Origin of the sequence: Saccharothrix sp. HUAS TT1 (assembly GCF_040744945.1) — a bacterium.
GTDB lineage: Bacteria > Actinomycetota > Actinomycetes > Mycobacteriales > Pseudonocardiaceae > Actinosynnema.
In genome coordinates this window covers 6,992,478-7,013,656 of sequence record NZ_CP160453.1, presented here as the reverse complement: position 1 = coordinate 7,013,656, position 21,179 = coordinate 6,992,478, and the positions used below count along the sequence as shown (strand labels likewise).

The window sequence follows — 21,179 nt, the reverse complement described above, 5'->3', positions numbered from 1 at the left end:
GTGTGTTCAGTGTGGTGGCGCATCGGGGTCCGGATGGTGTGCGGGTTCCGTTGAGGTCGGGTGGGTCTGTCGGTCTGGGTGATCGTGCTTTTGTGCGGTTGTTGGTGGGGATGCGGTTGTTCGCGCCGGATGCTCCGGTGCGTTTCTTGATGTGTGGTGTGGCGGATTCGAGCGTGTTGCGGGATGAGCTGCGGCGGTTGGGTCATGTGGGTGGGGTGGAGACGTTCGCGGGTCGGGTGCAGGTGTCCCGTTCGGGCGAGGTCCGGGTGTTGGAGCCGGGTGAACAACCAGGTCCCCCGCAGGACTCGGTGGTGCTGGCGACCTCAGGGCCGGCGCTCGCGTTCCCCTTCACCCCAGGCGGTCCGGACAGCGTCGGGTGGGAGTTCCTCCACAGCCATGTGCCCGCCACTCCCCAGAACCCCCAGCCGGTCCACGTCTACGCCCACACCTTCAACGGTCGGTTGTTCGCGAACGAGCAGTGGGGCGATGGTGCGTCGTTCGCCGCGGCGCTGGAAGCCGCCGGCTTCTCTCAATACGACCCGCGCATACCGCTGCACCTCATGATCGAACTCACCACCGAGAGCCGGTGGCACGTCGACGTGGCGCGAGAGGTCGCGCGGTCGTTGCGCGGTAATGGCCCTTATCGGGAGGTGTTCGTCAACACCGCTCCGCTGCGGATCGATCCGCAGACCGGGGTGGTCGACGTCGTGGCGGCCGGGTTCGAGCGGGTGTCGGAGCTGCTGATCACCGATGTCGAGTGGGCGGAGTTGATCGACGGGGACGACCGGCTGCACGGCGCAGCCATGTTGGGCGACGCCTCGAACTACCTCGGCTTGAGGAAGGGCGCGCGGTTCCTCGACGACTACAACATGCGCCTGGCCCGGATCTCGCCGAACCTGGCGGACGTCTACCGGAATCCCTTTGCCGACTTCCTGCCGTGGGCCTCGTCCATCGGAGCCGGCCGGGCCCGGCCGTTCGTCCTGCGACTGGAGAGCGCCGGTTCGCAGTACGTGGTCCAGTCGAAGGACGGTTCGACCCTCCTGCTCTCGGTCCGTGAGATGGCGCGGTTGCTGGTGTCGCCGGCGTTCCGGCGGGCGTTGACCGACCCGGAGGTGCGTCGGCCGCTGGCGTTGATCACTCTCACCGCCACGCCGAACAGCGCGCTCAACCGGGAACTGCTCGACCTGCTGGTGAAGGAGATCGGCGTCCGGGCGTACCACGAGTACTCCGGACCTCTGGTTTCCCGCCAAGCGGTGCACGGCGGTGAAGTCGTCGCACAGGACCCGGCCATCACCCTGCCCCGGGGTGGTCGGTTCACCTCCGGGCCGGCGTCGATGCGGAACGCGGTGTCGGTGCGGCGGGACGGGGCCGTGTTCGCGCTGGCGGACGACGCGCACCTGGGGGTCGAGCTGGTCGGTGTGGTCCGGGGTGTCGCGCAGGGCGCGTCCGGTGACCGGCCGTGGGGCGAGGTGTCGCCGCTGGTGGTGGCGGTGCGCTCGGCGGAGGGGTATGCCGTCGCGCCCACGGTCGACGGCGGGCAGATCGAACTGGGTGGGAAGGAGGTCTTCTCCGTGCTTGCCGAGGAGGAGGACTTCCGGCAGGTGTGGGTGGCGGAGCCGGGTCGTCCGGTGGTGCTGGTGGGTGAGGACGCCGGCACGCGGGTGGGTTTCGGTGGTTTCGGGTTCGACTTCGCTTCGGCGTTGCACGCGGCGAAGGACTTCCGGGATGTCTACGCGATGACGCGGGATGAGCAGGGTCGTCCGGTGTTCACGCTGGTGTCGGGCCTGCGGGACGGCGATGTCGTGCTGGAGCCGTTGAAGAACTCCACGGGCCACGTGGTCGCGGTGGTGGTGCGGTCCGCCGGTGGCGACGCCGAGGTGGAGAAGGCGCGGCGGTGGGCGAGCAACGTCACGGTTCCGATGATCAGGCAGTTCTGGAACACGTCCACCGGTCGGTTCGAGGATGCGCCGTGGTCGACGGGTCGACCGCCGCTGTTGGTCCTGGCCACGCGGCGGGGCGAGCACTACTTGGCGATGCGTTCGGATGGAACTGGTCTGGTCCTGTCCGTGGACGGGGTGACCGGTGCGCTGGCTGACAGCCTCCCGTTCAGGGAGCCTGCGGGCACCCGCCCGGATATGGATTTCGTGTTCGCCTCGTTGGGCGATGCGTCGGTCGAGCCGGTGGGCTTCGGCAGGGGGATGCTGGCCGGTGGTTACTCGCGGCGGGTGCACTGGCCGGCGGGGCGTCTGGTGCTGCTCAACAACGGGCGGATCGCCGTGGAGGGTGACGGTTTCCGGACCGCGGAAAAGATCAAGCTGAGTCCGGATCACATCGTGACCTACCCGATGTTCGAAGCGGGCACGGGACGTCTCAACGGACATTTCCACCCGGCGTCCTTGAAGGATGTGCTGGGGATGCAGGCCATGCGCAGGTATGAGGCATCCTTCGGCTTTAAGCGGTACATCAGGGAGGTCGTCGGGCAGAGGGATGTCGACGGCGTCGTAGTGCGCGGCTACGAGAAGCTGCCCATGAAGTGGCTGAAGGGCCAGGTGCCGCCGTGGTACATCGCCGTGCACGGTCAACCGGACAGCGTCGCCGTCCGGTTGCGCACCCGTCGCCCGCACGGACTGGGCGACGAGTTGGAGCTGTCGTCGGAGGCAGCGGCGCATGTGCTGACGCGGAACTCGGTCTACCGCTCGGTGCCCCACCCGCGCGGTGAGCAGAAGGTCGCCACCGTCTGCTTGATCAACCAGACCCCCGCGAGCGGTGGGCACCCATTGGCGTCCTACCTGGCGGGGGCGTTCGAGGAGGTGGACGGTTTCCCGGTGACGGTCTGGGCCGCCGACCAGGTGGTGGGCATCAACAACATCACCGGCAGGCGATCCGTCCTGGAGAACGGGTTCTACCGGAGGGCGGTGCGTCCTGGGGACGAAGCCGTCGACTCGGCCGACGAGGACTTCTCGGACACCGATGCCGAATTCGACTTCGAGGCCGATCCCAGCACCTTCTTCTCCGCTGCCGCTGCCGCTGCTCCTGCTGGTGTTCGTGTGGCTCCGAGGGATGTCGAGCGTGTGGTGTTGCGGGACGGGTCGGGGGGTGTGGTGGGTGCGGGTTTCTTGTCGGGTGGTGAGGCCGATGTGGTGGTGGAGGCGTTCGCGTCGGGCGCCGCGGGTGCTGATGTTTTCAGTGTGTTGGCGCATCGGGGTCCGGAGGGCGTGCGGGTCCCGTTGACGTCGGGTGCTTTCAGGCATCTGGGTGATCGTGCTTTTGCGCGGTTGTTGGTGGGGATGCGGTTGTTCGCTCCGGATGCTCCGGTGCGTTTCTTGATGTGTGGTGTGGCGGATTCGAGCGTGTTGCGGGATGAGCTGCGGCGGTTGGGTCATGTGGGTGGGGTGGAGACGTTCGCCGGGCGGGTGCAGGTGTCGCGCTCGGGCGAGGTGCGGGTGTTGGAGCCGGGTGAGGAGCCCGCCTCCTCCGAGGACTCGGTGGTGCTGGCTGATTCGAGACCACCGATGATGTTCCCGTTCGATCAGAGCGGTCTGGACGTCACCAGGTGGAGGTTCCTCCACGACCGCATGCCCGCCACGGACGGGAACATCCCTCCGGTGTACGTCTATGCCCACGCCCGCGCGTCCGACGGGTGGTTGTTCGCCGACGGGCAGTGGCGGGACGGTGCGTCATTCGCCGCGGCGCTGGTCGAAGCCGGCCTCTCCCAACGTGGTCCCACCGCGCCGCTGCACTTCGTGGTCGAGCTTCCCTTCGGGAGTCGGCAGCACGTCGACGTGCTGCGGGAGGTCGCGCGGGTCCTGCGCGGTGGCGGCCCATACCGGGACGCGGCGGTCAACACCATTCCGCTGCAGATAGATCCGGAGACCGGCCTGGTCGACCTGTCCGCCGCCGGGATCGAGCGGGTGTCGGACGTGCTGATCACCGATGTCGAGTGGGCGGAGTTGATCGACGGGGACGACGGGCTGCACGGCGCGGTGCTGCTGAGTGACGCCTCGCGCTACCTCGGCCTGAAGAAGGGCGCGCGGTTCCTCGACGACTACAACATGCGCATGGCCCTGGTCTCGCCGGACTCGTCGGACGTCTACCGGAACGCCGCTTTCGGGCTCCTGCCGTGGGCTTCGTCCATCGAAGCCGGTCGGGCCCGGCCGTTCGTCCTGCGGCTGGAGAGCATCGGTCAGCACTACGTCGTCCAGTTGAAGGACGGTTCGACCCGCCTGCTCTCGGTTCGGGAGATGGCGCGGTTGTTGGCGTCGCCCGCGTTCCAGCGGGCACTGACCGAGCCGCGGGTGCGCCGGCCGCTGGCGTTGATCGGCTACACCGTGACGCCGAACAGCGCGCTCAACCACGAGCTGCTCGGACTCCTGATGGAGGAGATCGGCGTCCGGATGTACCACGAGTACTCCGGACCGCTGAATTCCAAGCAACTGAAGCGCGGCGCTGAAGTCATCGCGGAGGAATCGGCCATCATCCTGCCCCCGGGTAGCCGGTTCACCTCCGGGCCGACGTCGATGCGGAACGTCGCGTCGGTTCAGCGGCGCGGGGGTGCGTTCGCGCTGGCGGACGACGCGCACCTGGGAGCCGAGCTGGTCGGTGTCGTGCGGGGTGTGGTTCAAGGCGCGTTCGGCGAACGGCCGTGGGGTGAGGTGCCACCGCTGGTCGTGACCGTGCGATCGGCGGAAGGGCACGCCGTCGCGCCCACGGTCGACGGCGGGCAGATCGAACTGGGAGGACACGAGGTCTTCTACGCGCTTTTCGAGGAGGAGGACTTCCGCCAGGAGTGGGTGGCGGAGCCGGGTCGTCCGGTGGTGCTGGTGGGTGAGGACGCCGGTACTCGGATGGGTTCCGGTGGTTTCGGGTTCGACTTCGCTTCGGCGTTGCACGCGGCGAAGGACTTCCGTGACGTCTACGCGATGACGCGGGACGAGCGGGGTCGTCCGGTGTTCACGCTGGTGTCGGGTCTGCGGGACGGCGATGTCGCGCTGGAGCCGTTGGAGAACTCCGTGGGTCGGACGGTCGCGGTGGTGGTGCGGTCCGCCGGCGACGAAGCCGAGGTCGAGAAGGCGCGGCGGTGGGCGTACAACGCCACGGCCGGGATGGCCGGCCAGTTCTGGAACACGTCCACCGGTCAGTTCGAGGATGCGCCGTGGTCGACGGGCCGGTTGCCGTTGACGGTCCTGGTCACCCGGCAGGGGGAGCAGTACCTGGCGACGCGTTCGGACGGAGCGGGTCTGGTTCTGTCCCTGGACGGGATGACCGGTGCTCTGGGCGACAGCGACCTGTTCAGGAGAGCTGCGGGCACTCAACCGGATGTGGATTTCGTGTTCGCCTCGTTGGGTGGTGAGTCGGTCGAGCCGGTTGGCTTCGGCACGGGGATGCTGGCCGGCGGTTACTCGCGGCGGGTGCACTGGCCGGCCGGGCGCCTGGTGCTGCTCAACAACGGGCGGATCGCGATCGAGGGCGACGGTTTCCGGACGGCCGCACCGGTCGCACCGGGGCCGGACGACATCGTGACCTACCCGATGTTCGAAGCGGGCACGGGACGTCGCAACGGACAGATCCACCCGGGGTCGTTCGTGGATCTACTGGCGTTGCAGTCCGCGCACAGGCGTGAGGCCGCCTTCGGCTTCAAGCGGTACATCAGAAGAGTCGTCGGGCAGAGGGATGTCGACGGCGTCATGGTGCACGGCTACGAGAAGCTGCCCATGAAGTGGAGGAAGCGCCCGGCACCGCCGTGGTACATCGCCGTGCACGGTCAACCGGACAGCGTCGCCGTCCGGTTGCGCACCCGTCGCCCGCACGGACTGGGCGACGAGTTGGAGCTGTCGTCGGAGGCCGCGGCGCGGGTGCTGACGCGGAACTCGGTCTACCGTTCGGTGCCCCATCCGCGCGGTGAGCACAAGGTCGCCACCGTCTGCTTGATCAACCAGGCCCCCGCGAGCGGTGGTCACCCGTTGGCGTCCTACCTGGTCGAGGCGTTCGAGGAGGTGGACGGCTTCCCGGTGACGGTCTGGGCCGCCGACCAGGTGGTGAGCATGGGGCGCACCATGGGCAGGCGGGCCGTCCGGGAGAACGGGTTCTACCGGAGGGCGGTGCGTCCGGGGGGCGAGGCCGTCGACTCGTCCGATGAGGGCGAGAACTTCTCGGACACCGACGCCGAGTTCGACTTGGAGGCAGATACCAGCACTTTCTCCACTGCCGCTGCTCCTGCCGGTGTTCGCGTGTCCCCCGGTGATGTCGAGCGTGTGGTGTTGCGGGACGGGTTGGGGAGTGAGGTGGGTGCGGGCTTCCTGACCGGTGGTGAGGCCGATGTGGTGGTGGAGGCGTTCGCGTCGGGCGCCGCGGGTGCGGGTGTTTTCAGTGTGGTGGCGCATCGGGGTCCGGAGGGCGTGCGGGCCCCGTTGAGGTCGGGTGGTTCCAAGCATCTGGGTGATCGTGCTTTTGTGCGGTTGTTGGTGGGGATGCGGTTGTTCGCTCCGGATGTCCCGGTGCGGTTCTTGATGTGTGGTGTGGCGGATTCGAGTGTGTTGCGGGATGAGCTGCGGCGGTTGGGTCACGTGGGTGGGGTGGAGACGTTCGCGGGTCGGGTCCGGGTGTCGCGCTCGGGCGAGGTCCGCGTGCTGGAGCCAGGCGAGGAGCCCGCCTCCCCTCAGGACTCGGTGGTGCTCGCCGACCTGGCGCTGGCAATGATGTTCCCGCTCGGGCAGGGCGGTCAGGACGTCACCGAGTGGAGGTCCCTCCACAACTCCATGCCCTTGGCATTCGGAAGCACCCAACCGGTGCACGTCTACGCCCATGCCCGTGAGTCCGACGGGTGGTTGTTCGCGAACGGGCAGTGGCGGGACGGCGCGTCGTTCGCCGCGGAGTTGGTCGCTGCCGGTCTCGCCCAGCACGATCCCCGCACACCGCTGCGCCTCGTGGTCGAGCCTCCTGTCCGGAGTCCGCAGCACGTCGACGTGGTGCGGGAGGTCGCGCGGGTGCTGCGCGGTGACGGCCCCTACCGGGAGGTACTCGTCAACACCGCTCCGCTGGGGGTCGATCAGGACAGCGGTCTGGTCGACCTGTCCACCGCCGGGTTCGAGCGGGTGTCGGAGGTGCTGATCACCGACGTCCAGTGGACGGAGCTGATCGACGGGAACGACCGGTTCCACGGCGCGGCGCTGCTGGGCGACGCCTCGCGCTACCTCGGCTTGAGGAAGGGGGCGCGGTTCCTCGACGACTACAACATGCGCTTGGTCCGGATGTCGCCGAACCTGGTGGACATCTACCGGAACCCCGCCTTCGAACTTCTGCCGTGGGCCTCGTCCATCGAAGCCGGCCGGGCCCGGCCGTTCGTCCTGCGACTGGAGAGCATCGGTTCGCAGTACGTGGTCCCGTTGAACGACGGACCGATCCTCCTGCTCTCGGTCCGTGAGATGGCGCGGTTGCTGGCGTCGCCGGCGTTCCGGCGGGCGTTGACCGACCCGGAGGTGCGTCGGCCGCTGGCGCTGATCACCCGCACCGCCACGCCGAACAGCGCGCTCAACCGGGAACTGCTCGACCTGCTGGTGAAGGAGATCGGCGTCCGGGCGTACCACGAGTACTCCGGACCGCTGGCTTCCTTCAATGTGATGCACGGCGGTGAGGTCTTCGCGGAGGAATCGTCCATCACCCTGCCCCAGGGTGGTCGGTTCACCTCCGGGCCGGCGTCGATGCGGAACGTCGTGTCGGTCCAGCGGCACGGGGCCGTGTTCGCGCTGGCGGACGACGCGCACCTGGGGGCCGAGCTGCTCGGTGTGGTCCGGGGTGTCGTGCAGGGCGCGTTCGGCGAACGGCCGTGGGGGGAGGCGTCGCCGCTGGTCGTGGCCGTGCGATCGGCGGAAGGGTACGCCGTCGCGCCCACGGTCGACGGCGGGCAGATCGAACTGGGAGGACAGGAGGTCTTCTCCGCGCTTGCCGAGGAGGAGGACTTCCGCCAGGAGTGGGTGGCGGAGCCTGGTCGTCCGGTGGTGCTGGTGGGCGAGGACGCCGGTTCGCGGGTCGGTGTTGGCGGGTTCGGGTTCGACTTCGCCTCGGCGTTGCACGCGGCGAAGGACTTCCGGGATGTCTACGCGATGACGCGGGATGAGCAGGGTCGCCCGGTGTTCACCTTGGTGTCGGGTCTGCGGGACGGCGATGTCGTGCTGAAGCCGTTGAGGAACTCCACGGGCCACGTGGTCGCGGTGGTGGTGCGGTCCGCCGGCGACGACGCCGAGGTCGAGCGTGCGCGGCGGTGGGCGAGCAACGTCACGGTCCCGATGATCAAGCAGTTCTGGAACACGTCCACCGGTCGGTTCGAGGATTCACCGTGGTCGGAGATCGGGCCGCCGTTGGTGGTTTTGGCCACGCGGCAGGGGGAGCAGTACCTGGCGACGCGTTCGGACGGGGCAGGTCTGGTCCTGTCCGTGGACGGGTTGACCGGTGTCCTGGGCGGCAGTCCTCTGTTGAGGAGAAGTGCGGGCACTAAGCCGAGCATGGATTTCGTGTTCGCCTCGTTGGGTGGTGAGTCGGTCGAGCCGGTGGGGTTCGGCGCGGGGATGCTGGCCGGTGGCTACACGCGGCGGGTGCACTGGCCGGCCGGGCGCCTGGTGCTGCTCAACAACGGGCGGATCGCGATCCAGGGCGACGGTTTCCGGACGGTGGAACCGGCCACGCTGAAACCGGACGACATCGTGACCTACCCGATGTTCGAAGCGGGCACGGGACGTCCCAACGGACACTTCCACCCGGGATCCTTGGCAGATGTGCTGGGCATGCAGGCCATGCACCAGCATGAGGCCGTCTTCGGTTTCAAGCGCTACCTGAGGGTGGTCGTCGGGCAGAGGGACGTCGACGGCGCCGTGGTGGTCGGCTACGAGAAGCTGCCCATGAAGTGGCTGAAGGGCCAGGTGCCGCCGTGGTACGTCGCCGTGCACGGTCAGCCGGGCAGCGTCGCCGTGCGGTTGCGCACCCGTCGCCCGCACGAACTGGGCGATAAGTTGATGGTGCCGTCGGAGGCCGCGGCGCAGGTGCTGACGCGGAACTCGGTCTACCGTTCGGCGCCCCACCCGCGTGGTGAGCAGAAGGTCGCCACCGTCTGCCTGATCAACCAGACCCCGGCAGGGGGCGGTCACCCGTTGGCGTCCTACCTGGTGGGGGCGTTCGAGGAGGTGGACGGTTCCCCGGTGACGGTCTGGTCCGCCGACCAGGTGGTGAGCATCCACAACATCACCGGCAGGCGATCCGTCCTGGCGAACGGGTCTTACCGAAGGGCGGTGCGTCCCGGGGACGAAGCTGTCGACTCGGCCGACGAGGAGTTCTCGGACACCGATGTCGAATACGACTTCGAGGCCGATGCCGACACCTCCTCCAGTGCTGTTGCTCCTGCTGCCGTCTCCCCGGAGGCGGTGGAGCGTGTGGTGTTGCGGGATGGGTCGGGGGGTGTGGTGGGTGCGGGTTTCCTGTCGGGTGGTGAGGCGCGGGTAGTGGTGGAGGGGTTTGTTGCGGGTGCGGGCGCGTCGGGTGTTTTCAGTGTGGTGGCGCATCGGGGTCCGGGTGGTGTGCGGGTTCCGTTGAGGTCGGGTGGTTTCAGGCATCTGGGTGATCGTGCTTTTGTGCGGTTGTTGGTGGGGATGCGGTTGTTCGCCCCGGATGCCCCGGTGCGGTTCCTGATGTGCGGTATCGCGGATTCGAGCGCGTTGCGGGATGAGCTGCGGCGGTTGGGTCATGTGGGCGGGGTGGAGACGTTCGCGGGTCGGGTGCAGGTGTCGCGCTCGGGCGAGGTGCGGGTGTTGGAGCCGGGTGAACAACCAGGCCCCCCGCAGGACTCGGTGGTGCTGGCCGATCCCGGACCTGCGCTGATGTTCCCGTTCGACCAGACCGGCCAGGACATCGCCATGTGGAAGTCCTTCCACGAGAGCACACCCGTCGAGGCCGGGAACCCCCCGCCGATCCACGTCTACGCCCACGCCCACCTCCGCAACGGCCGGTTGTTCGCGAACGAGCGGTGGCGGACTGGCGCGTCGTTCGCCGCGGCGCTGGTCGCCGCTGGTATCTCCCAGCACGGTCCCCGCACACCCCTGTACCTCAAGGTCGAGCTGTACTCCGAGAACCTGCAGCACGTCGCCGTGGCGCGAGAGGTCGCGCGGGCGCTGCGCGGTGACGGCCCCTACCGGGAGGTGTTCGTCAACACCGCCCCGGTGCAGACCGATTCGCGGACCGGTCTGGTCGACCTGTCCGCCGCCCGGTTCGAGCGGGTGTCGGAACTGCTGATCACCGACATCCACTGGCAGGAGTTGACCGACTCGGGCGGTCACCTGCACGGCGCGGCGCTGCTGGGCGACGCCTCGCTCTACCGCGGCCTGAGGAAGGGCGCGCGGTTCGCCGACGACCACAACATGCGCTTGGCCGTGCTGGCGGCGGACGTGACCAAGCCCTACCACGATGTGCGCTACAGCGCGCTGCCGTGGGCCTCGTCCATCGGACCCGACCGGGCCCGGCCGTTCGTGCTGCACCTGGAGAGCGAGGGGCAGCACTACCTGGTCCAGTCGAAGGAGGGCTCGACCCGCCGGCTCTCGGTCCGGGAGATGGCGGGGTTGTTGACGTCGCCCGCGTTCCGCCGGGCGTTGACCGACCCGGGGGTGCGCCGGCCGTTGGCGTTGATCACCCGCACCGCCACGCCGAACGGCGCGCTCAACCGGGAGCTGCTCGACCTGCTGGTGGAGAAGATCGGCGTCCGGGCGTACTTCGAGTACTCCGGACCCGTGGGCTCCAGGCAGCAGGTGCGCGATGGCGACATCACCGGGGCCAAGGCCGAGCTGATCCTGCCCCGGAACGCCCGGTTCACCGCCGGGCCGGCGTTGATGTGGCAGAGCGTGCCGGTCCGGTGGGAAGGGGAGGTGTTCGCGCTGGCCGAGGACGCGGACCCGGGGCCGGACCTGCTCGGTGTCGCGCGGCGTGTCGCGCGGGGTGAGTTCGGGGACCAGCCGTGGGGCGCCCAGCTCCCGCTGGTCGTGGCGGTGCGCTCGACGGAGGGGTACGCCGTCGCGCCCACGACCGACGGCGGGCGCCTCGAAGTGGAGGGACGGGACGCCTACCACGTCCTCTCCGCGAACGAGGACTTCCGGCAGTCGTCGGGGCCGGCGTCCGGTCGTCCGGTGGTGCTGGTGGGCGAGGACGCCGGCACCCATGTGGGCCCCGGAGGTTTCGGGTTCGACTTCGCTTCGGCGCTGCACAGGGCGAAGGACTTCCGCGACGTCTACGCCATGACCCGGGACGAGAACGGTGATCCGGTGTTCACGCTGGTGTCCGGTCTGCGGAGCGGGGACGTCGCGCTGGAGCCCTTGAAGAACTCCGCGGGCCAGGTGGTCGCCGTGGTGGTGCGGTCCGTCGGTGACGACACTGAGGTCGAGCACGCCCGGCGGTGGGCGCGCAACGCCACCGTCGAGACGACCGGGTGGTTCTGGAACTCGACGACCCAGCGGTACGAGTACGCGCCGTGGCCGGCCGGGGAGCTGCCGCTGCTGATCCTGGTCACCCGGCGGGGGGAGCGGTACCTGGCGGCGCGTTCGGACGGGGAGAGCCCGATCCTGTCCATGGACGGGTTGACCGCGGTCCTGCGCGACAACCTCGTGCTCAGGAAGGGCGCGGGCGTCTCCCCGGACGTCGAGTTCGTGTTCGCCGCGCTGGGTGGTGAGTCGGTCGAGCCGGTGGGCTTCGGCGCGGGGATGCTGGCCGGTGGTTACTCGCGGCGGGTGCACTGGCCTGCCGGGTACATGATGCTGCTCCGCAACGGGCGGATCGCCGTGGAGGGCGACGGTTTCCGGACGGCCGAACGGGTCGAACCGGGCCCCGACGACGTCGTGGCCTACCCGCTGCTCGAAGCCGGCACGAGGCGGACCAAGGGGGTGATGTACCCGGAGCAGGGGTCCGACCTGCTGATGATGCAGGACCTCGACCGGCGCGAGAGCGCCTCCGGCTTCAAGCACTACATCAGGGAGGTCACCACCCAGGCCGCCGATGGCAGCTCGGAGCGCCACGAGGAGAAGCTGCCCATGAAGTGGACGAAGCGCCCGGTGCGGCCGTGGTTCGTCGTCGTCCACGGTCTGCCGGGCAGCGTGGCCGTCCGGCTGCGCACCGGCTACCCCCTCGAACTCGGGGACCTGCTGGAGCTGTCGCCGCGGGCCGCGGGGCAGGTCTTCACCCGCAACCGGATCTACCGCTCGGTGCCCCACCCGCCCGGCGAGGAGAAGGTGGCCACCATCTGCTCGGCCAACCGGCCCCTCGCGGCGGGTGGGGACCCGTTGGCGTCCTACCTGGTCGAGGCGTTCACGCAGGTGGACGGCTCCCCGGTGACGGTCTGGGCCGCCGACCAGGTGGTGTCCATGGACCGCTTCGACGGCAGGCGGTCCGTCCTGGCCGGCGGGTCCTACCGCAAGGTGGCGCCGCCCGGCGAGCAGGCCGTCGACTCGTCCGACGAGGACTTCTCGGACACCGACCCCGAAGTCGACTCCCAAGCCGACTCGGACTCGGGCACGTGGTCCGACTCCGACGGCGACGTGGGCGCGGGCGTCCCCTTCGGCGAGGGCGCTCCCGATCAAGTCGGCGCCACGACCGGCGCACAGAAGTCCACCGTCGTGCCGACCGCCGTCCGGGACGTGGTGGGGGACGTGCTCCCGACCGGTGGCTCCACCGCGGGGATCGTCGCACCGCCCGCCGACGCGGCGACCGAGGCGCGGTGGCGCGAGCTGCACGCGGGCGTGCCGTCGTCGGAGGACGGCACGCGGCCGATCCTCGTGTTCGCGCACGCGTCCGACGGCTCGTTCCGCGTCGACGGCGGTTGGGGGACCGGCGGGCAGTTCGCCGCCGAGGTCGACCGGGATCCCCGGTACCGGGCCGCGGACCCGACCACGCCGGTGCTGCTGGTGACCGACGCGGCCGAGCCGACCGAGGCCCACCTCCGCGCGGCGGAGGAGTTCGCGGAAGCGCTGCGCGGTGACGGCCCCTACCGCGAGGTCAGCGTCAACACGGCCCCGGTCGGCGTCGACCCCCTCACCGGCCGCACCGACCTGGAGGGCGCGCGGTTCACCCGCGTGTCGCTGGTGCGGGACACCGACCTGCTGTGGGACCCCCTGACCGACGCGCACGGCGGCGAGATGGGCATGGCCGTCATCGCGGACGAAACGACGCGCAAGGGGCTGCGCGGCTCGGCCGGGATGGTCGACGACTACGCCCAGCGCCTGGTCGCCACCGCGACGTCGGGTGGCCGGCAGCTCTCTCCGGCGCCGTGGGCGGACGCCACCGAGGCGGCACGCGCCCGACCGTTCGTGCTCCGCGTGGAGGGCCAGGACGGCGACTACACCGTCGAGTTGCGCGACGGGCGCGTGCTCGACCTGACCGTCCGCGACATGCGGCGGATGCTGTCGAAGCACCGGTTCTACCAGCGCCTCGCGGGTGGCCCGGTGCGCAGGCCGCTCGTGCTCGTCGCGCACAGCCCGGAGTTCGGCGGCGCCCCCAACCAGGAACTGCTCGCCGCCCTCCACGCCGCCGAGGGCGCCCGCCACTCCTTCGAGTACTCAGGCCCGGTGGTGGTCGAGCGCACGTCGGGGCTGATCACCCTCGCGGAGGGCGGCGCGTTCGCCAGGGGACCCGAGTCGACCTCGGCCGACGTGGTGCTCACCAGATTCGACGACGTCTTCCACTTCCCCGCGCAGGCCGCCACGGGACTCGACCTGGCCCTGGTCGCAGACGCCGTGGTGCGCGGCACGTCGGCGGAACGGCCGTGGGGGGACCGCGACCCGCTGGTGGTGGTCGTCACCTCCAACGAGCGGTACGCCGACGTCACCCCGGTGGTCGGCGAGGGGGTGCTCCAGTTCGACGGCGTGGACGTCGGGGTCGTCGCGCTGGGGGACGACGGGTTCCGCGACCGGCTGCGCGCCGACCGGGACCGGCCGGTCGTGCTGGTCGGCGAGGGCACCGGCGCACGGGTGGACATCGGTGGTTTCGGGTTCGACTTCGCCTCGGCGCTGCACGCCTCGCACGACTTCCGCGACGTCTACGCCATGACCCGGGACGAGGACGGGACGCCGAGGTTCGCCCTGGTGTCCGACCTGCGCATGGGCGACCTGCTGCTGGAGCCGCTGACCAGGGCCGACGGCGCGGTCGTCGCGGTCGTGGTGCGCTCCGAGGGGGACGAGGAGCGGGTCGGGGAACTGCGGCGGTGGGCGCGCGACTCCTCACCGGAGAAGGTGGCGCGGGTCCGGCTCGCGGCCGACGGCGAGAGCGGCGAGAGCGACGAGAGCGACGAGACGCCGTGGTCGGAGCTGCAGCAGCCCCTGCTGTTCCTGGCCTCGCGGTCGGCGACCGGCTACCGGGCGCTGCGCTCGGACCAGCGGCCGGTCGAGGTGTCGGGGGCCCGGTTGGCCGCGGTCGTCCGCAACGCCCTCGACGTGCGGGCGTGGGCGGGCACCAGTCCCGCCGTGCCGTTCGGGTTCGCCGCGCTCGGCGGTGACACGGTCGACGCGGAGGACTTCGCCGCCGGCCTGGCGCCCGGTGGCTACTCGCGCGAGGTGCACTGGCCCCACGGGAAGCTGTCGTTCGCGGACGACGGCACGCTCACCCTGGACGGGGAGGGCTTCGAGACCGTCGAGCGGTCGATGCCCGGACCCGACGACGTGGTCGTCAACCCCCTGCTGGCGCCGGGCACCCGTGAGGTCAGGGGTCTGTTCCTGCCCCTCACCGACCAGGACAGCGTGTCCATGCCCATCGGCCTGCTGCGCAGCCTGAAGGCCGCGTTCGGGCACTACGCCAGCGAGACGAGGGTCGGCGAGGAGCAGGGCCGGCCGGTGGTCGAGCGGGTCGCGGTGCGCGCGGAGTGGGCCGACTCGACCGTCCCGCCGTGGTTCCTCGACATGCACGGCCACGTGAACGTGGTGGAGGCCCGCCTGCGCACCGGTCACCCGCACCGGCACGGGGACGTGGTCTTCCTGGGACCCCGCACGGTGAGCCGCACGCTGATCCGCAACCGGGTCTACCTGTCGGTGCCGCACCCCGAGGGGGAGTACAAGGTCGCCAACGTCTGCTACATCGGACTGCCCAACCCCGAGGGCGGGAGGTCCATCGCGTCGCACCTCCGCGCGGCGTTCCAGCACGCCGAGAGCGTCAAGGTGACGCTGCTGGCCGCGACCACCCCCGTCTCGCTCAACGACCGCACGGGGCTGCGGGTGGTGCACGACGGGGGCCGGTTCCGCAAGGCGCTGCTGCCCGGCGAGGTCGCGGACGACGCCTCCGACGAGCGGGCGAGCGGCGGCGGTGAACCACCGGTGCCGGGTGCTGTCGTCTCCCCCGAGGAGGTGGAGCGTGTGGTGTTGCGGGACGGGTCGGGGAGTGAGGTGGGTGCGGGCTTCCTGTTCGGCGGTGAGGCCAATGTGGTGGTGGAGGGGTTCGCGTCGGGTGCCGCGGGTGCGGATGCCGGTGTTTTCAGCGTGGTGGCGCACCGGGGTCCGGATGGTGTGCGGGTCCCGTTGAGGTCCGGTGTGTTCGTGCGCATGGACGATCGTGCTTTTGCGCGGCTGTTGGTGGGGATGCGGTTGTTCGCTCCGGATGCCCCGGTGCGGTTCCTGATGTGTGGTGTCACGGATTCGAGCGCGTTGCGGGATGAGCTGCGGCGTTTGGGCCATGTGGGCGAGGTGGAGACGTTCGCCGGTCGGGTGCAGGTGTCGCGCTCGGGCGAGGTCCGGGTGCTGGAGCCGGACGAGGAACCTGCCTCCTCGCAGGACGCGGTGGTCCTGGCCGATCCCGGGCCGATGATGATGTTCCCGTTCGGGACGAGCGGTCAGGACGTCGCCAGGTGGGAGTTCCTCCACGACCACATGCCCGCCACGACCACGACCTTCCCGCCGGTGCACGTCTACGCCCATACCCGCGCGTCCGACGGGTGGTTGTGGGCGAACGGGCAGTGGCGGGACGGCGCGTCGTTCGCCGCCGAGCTGCTGGACGCCGGTATCTCCCGACACGGCCCCATCGTGCCGCTGCGCCTCGTGGTCGATCTTCCTCCGGGGAACCGGCAGCACGTCGACGTGGTGCGGGAGGTCGCGCGAGTCCTGCGCGGTGGCGGTCCTTACCGGGACGTGGCCGTCAACAACGCCACGCCGCAGGTGGACCTGGGCACCGGGTTGGTCGACTCCGACTCCGCCGGGTTCGAGTGGGTGTCGGAGTTGACGATCGACGACGTCCACTGGCGGGAGCTGATCGACGGGGAGGGTCACCCGCACGGCGCGGCGTTGTTGAGCGACACCTCGCGCTACCGCGGCTTGAGGAAGGGCGCGCGGTTCGTCGACGACCACAACCAGCGCCTCGCCAAGGTGTTCGACGACATCGCGGACTCCTCCGACGACATGGACACCAAGCTGCTGCCGTGGGCCGGGCGCGTCGGCGCCGGTCGGGTTCGACCGTTCGTGGTGCACTTGGAGAGCGACGGGCAGCACTACGTGGTCCAGTCGATGAGTGGTCCGATCCGCCTGCTCTCGGCTCGTGAGATGGCGCGCCTGTTGGTGTCGCCCGCGTTCCGGCGGGCGTTGACGGACCCGGAGGTGCGCCGGCCGCTGGTGCTGATCACCGACATGGACGCGCCGGACAACACGCTCAACCGGGAACTCCTCGACCTCCTGGTGAGCGCGATCGGCATCCGGGCCTGCTTCGAGTACTCCGGATCCGTCAACTCCGACGACTACACGAGTGGCGGCAAGGTCGTCGGAGCGCCCGCCGAGCTGATCCTGTCCGGAGACACCTGGTTCACCGCCGGGCCGGCGGTGGTGGGGCACGTCGGGTCGGCCCGGTGGCACGAAGACGTGTTCGCGTTGGCGGAAGCCGTGGACCTCGGTTCGGACTTGGCCGACCTCGCCGACGACATCGCGAGCGGCACGGCCGGCGGCCCGTGGGGCGGCGACCTGCCGCTGGTCGTGGCGGTCCGCTCGACGGAGGGGTACGCCATCGCGCCCACGACCGATGGCGGGCAGGTCGAAGTGGAGGGGCGTGAGGCGTTCCAGGCCCTCCTCGAGAACGAGGACTTCCAGCAGTCGTTGGAGTCGACACCCGGTCGTCCGGTGGTGCTGGTGGGTGAGGACACCGGCGCCCGGGTGGGTTTCGGTGGTTTCGGGTTCGACTTCGCCTCCGCGTTGCGCGAGCTGGGGGAGTTCCGCGACGTCTACGCCATGACGCGGGACGAGGACGGCGATCCGGTGTTCACGGTCGTCTCGGGTCCGCGGGACGGGGATGTCGCGCTGGAGCTCCTGAAGAATTCCGAGGGTCGGGCGGTCGCGCTCATCGTGCGGTCCACCGGTGACGACGCCGAGGTCGAACGTGCGCGGCGGTGGGCGCGCAACGCCACCCCCGAGACGATGAAGTGGTTCTGGAACGCGACCACCAAGCGGTTCGAGGACTCGCCGTGGTCCGCGGACCAGCAGCCGCTGTTGGTCCTGGCCACCCGGTGGGGAGGGCAGTACCTGGCGACGCGTTCCGACGGGGAGGAAGTGGCCCTGTCCCTGGAGGGGTTGATCGACGTCCTGCGCGACAGCGCACTGCTGAGGGAAGCGGCGGGCGTCCTCCCGGACCTGGACTTCGTGTTCGCCGCGCTGGGCGGCGCGTCGGCCGAGCCGGTGGGCTTCGGCATGGGGATGCTGGCCGGTGGCTACCTGCGGCAGGCGCACTGGCCGGTCGGGCGCCTGGTGCTGCTCAACAACGGGCGGATCGCCGTGGAGGGCAGCGGTTTCGGGACGGTCGAACGGGTCGAGCCGGGGGTGGACGACTTCGTGACCTACCCGCTGCTCGAAGCCGGCACGGGGCGGATCGAGGGGCAGTTCTTCCCCTTGTACCTGAGTGACCTGCTGACGATGCAGGCCAGTCGCCGACGGGAGGTCGCCTCCGGCTTCAAGCACTACGTCAGGGAGGTCACCGTCCAGGCGGCCGACGGCAGTGTGGAACAACGTGACGAGAAGCTGCCCATGAAGTGGGTGAAGCGCTCGCCGCAGGTGTGGATCGTCGACGTGCACGGTCTGCCGGACAGCCTCGTCGTCCGCTTGCGCACCGGCCGTCCTCACGAGTTCGGCGACCAGTTGGGGCTGCCGCCGGAGGCCGCGGCCACGGTGCTCACGCGCAACCGGATCTACCGCTCGGTGGCCCACCCGCGCGGTGAGCACAAGGTGGCCACCGTCTGCTTGATCAACCAGACCCCGGCGGAGGGCGGGTACCCGTTGGCCTCCTACCTGGTGGAGGCGTTCGAGCAGGTGGAAGGCTCCCCGGTGACGGTCTGGGCCGCCGACCAGGTGGTGGCCACCGAAGTCCCGGACGGCAGGCGGACCGTCGAGAACAACGGCTTCTACCGCAGGGTGGCGCGTCCCGGCGAGCAGCTCTCCGACTCGTCCGACGGTGAAGTCTTCTCGGACACCGAAAGCCCGTCCGAATCGGACTCGGAGTTCGCCTCCGAGCCCGAGTCCGACTCGGAGTCCGGTGAGAGCACCACGAGTGACGTCCACGTGCCCACCGCCGCGCCGGCCACCACCTTCGTCCCGTTGCCGTCCGGCCCGCCCACCCAGGGCAGCCCTTCGATCGACCAGGTGGTGCACAGCTCGTTCGGCTCCGTGCTCGACTTCGCCGCGGTCGTCCTGCCCCAGCACCACCTGGCCGCGCGCGCGATGGTCATCGACGAGTTGAGGGCGGGCAGCGTCGCCGGTCCGTGGGGCGCCCGGCTCCCGCTGGTGGTGTCGGTGGCCGGCTCGGCGTCCCACGCCACGATCGCCGTCGTCGGCGCGAACCCGCTCGCGTTCGACGGCGCCGCCCTGGTCGGGCTGGTGATGAGCCGCGAGGAGTTCCGGGCGGAGCTGCTGGCCGAGCCCGATCGCCCCGTGGTCCTGCTGGGCGCGCCGGGTGCGGTCGGCACCGACGGGCTCGGCACGGACTTCGCCTGGGCACTGCGGGCGCGGGAGGACTTCCGCGACGTCTACGCGCGGACGGGCACCGACGTCGACCCGGGCTTCGAGCTGGTGTCGGCGCCCCGCCCGGGGGATTACCGCACCACCAGCCTGCTCGACGCGAACGGCGACGTGCTCGGCTTCCTGGTGCGCGCGCCCGGCGACGAGGTCTTCGCGCGGGAACTGCGGGAGTGGGCTTCCCGCACCGCGCCGGACCTGGCGGGGGAGCTGGTCCTGCCGGACGGCACCGTCACGAACTGGTCGTGGACCGCCGGCAGGCGTCCCCTGCTGGTCCTCGCCGGCCCGGTGGCGGACTGCTACCAGGCGATCCACGCAGACGGGCGGCCGGACCTGCTGCCGCCCGACGTCCTGGGCGCCTCCCTGGCCTCGAAGCCGGAGGTGCGCGCCGCCGCGGGGAACGACTCCGGCACACCGTTCCTGTTCATGGGCACCAGCGGTTGGCCGTTCGGGGCGGCGGAGTTCGGCCGCGGCCTGGCCCAGGGCGGCCTGCGGCGCGAGGTCCACTGGTTCGAGGGCTGGCTGCCGTCGCCCGACGGCGGGTGGCGGGGCGTCAACCACCACGTGGCGCCACCTCCGCCCGCTCCGCACCCCGAGGGCGGGGACCAGGCCGGGGGAGTCGACGCCGAGACCGCGGAAGCCGAGGCCGATGCCGTGCTGGCGGCGGCCCGCGCCGCCCTGGTCCAGGCCAAGGCGGAGGTCAAGGCGGCCCGCGCCGCGGCGGAGCGGCTGCCGGGTGCCGGGACGGCCGATGTCCGGGAGGCGGTCGAGTTGCGCCTGTGGGCAGCGGAGCAGGCGGCGGCGGTGGTCGAGCGGGAGTTGCGGGTCGCGTCGTCGGCCCGGCTGGCGAAGGCCAGGCCGCCGTGGCGGGCCGAGCCCCGTCCGATCCTGGAGGACGAGTCGTGGCGGCACAGCGACGCCCGGACCGCCGAGTGGTCCCGCCCGCTCCAGCGGGTCGACGAGGCGGCCCTGGTCGAGGAGCGCGCGAAGGCCCCGGTCTCGGTGGTCTCGACGCGGCACCACGACCCCATGGTCAAGAGCACCCCGGAGGGGATGCTCTCGTACAAGCAGGTGATCGCCTACGACAGGCGCCGGTTCGCGGTGCACGGCGTCCGGGTCCAGGACTACACGGTGCGGCTGCACCTCCACGTGCCGGCCGGCGTCCCGGAAGCCCGGGTGGCCGACCTGAAGGCGCGGGCGGCCCGCGGGGTGGACGACTACTACAACCGGGGCCACCGGCTCCCGTCCGGCGACCAATTGCACGTGACCCTGGAGTTCACCTCCTCCCCGGAGGACGCGCACAACTCGGTCAAGCTGGTCGACTCGCCCGGCTTCTGGTCGAACCAGTTGCAGTGGTCGACGTCGTTGTCGCCGCGCGGCTTGGCGCACGAGATCGGGCACTTCCTGGGGTTGAGGGACGAGTACGAGTCCGGCGAGGCCCTGTTCCGCGACAAGCCCCACTCCCGCGCGGTCCACTACGACGAGGCCCCCATGGGCCTGGCCTTCGAGCACCCGGACGCGGAGATCAAGCCGCGCAACCTGTGGTTGATCGAAATGCTCGCCAACACCGCGGGCTCGCTGCCGGAGCGGGAGTCGAGCAACTACCGGCTGACCCCGGGCGAGGGCTACGACGCCCTCGTCGGCGAGCCTGCCCCGCAGCACACCGGCCGAGGCGCGGCCCACGCGTTCGCCAGCCGCGTGAACGCCGCGCGGCGGTCGGTCGACCCGGACGCCGCCCCGCTGAGCAGCCAGGAGATCTGGGACGCGGTCGCCCGCGCCCTGGACCGCGATCGGAGGCTCCCGATCGACCAGCGTCGCTACCTCTTCGGCACGGACGAGGTGAACGACGCGCTGATCCGGACCGCCGGCACCGGGCTGGCGTGGATCGAGTACGGCGAGCACCTCGCCACCGCGGTCGCCACCGGGCTCTACGGCGTGAACCCCCGCACGGGGGAGGTGGTGGGTCCGGCCCTCGCCGACGCCTCCACAGCCCCGCCCGGGGTTCCCTGGTGGCGGGCGGAGGTCGACCTGACCCACGAGCCCGAGTCGGACTCGGACTCGGACTCCGACTCGGACTCGGACTTCGACCCGGACCCGGGTTCCGACTCGGAGATGGAGGTGGACCCGCCGGAGCGGACGTGGTCCGACGCCGACCCCGGGGCGTCCACCGACCTCCAGGGCCACCAGTCGTGA

The 21,179-nt window shown here is 70.7% G+C and carries 1 protein-coding gene (only partly in view); it reads left to right on the top strand.

Features of this window, described 5'->3' with window-relative positions:
* Positions 1-21,179, top strand: partial view of a hypothetical protein gene (locus AB0F89_RS31200; RefSeq protein WP_367129237.1) — the final stretch only. Its footprint begins 26,983 nt before the window's first position; the window shows 21,179 of its 48,162 coding nt (coding positions 26,984-48,162); its start codon lies off the left edge, out of view; the stop codon is at positions 21,177-21,179.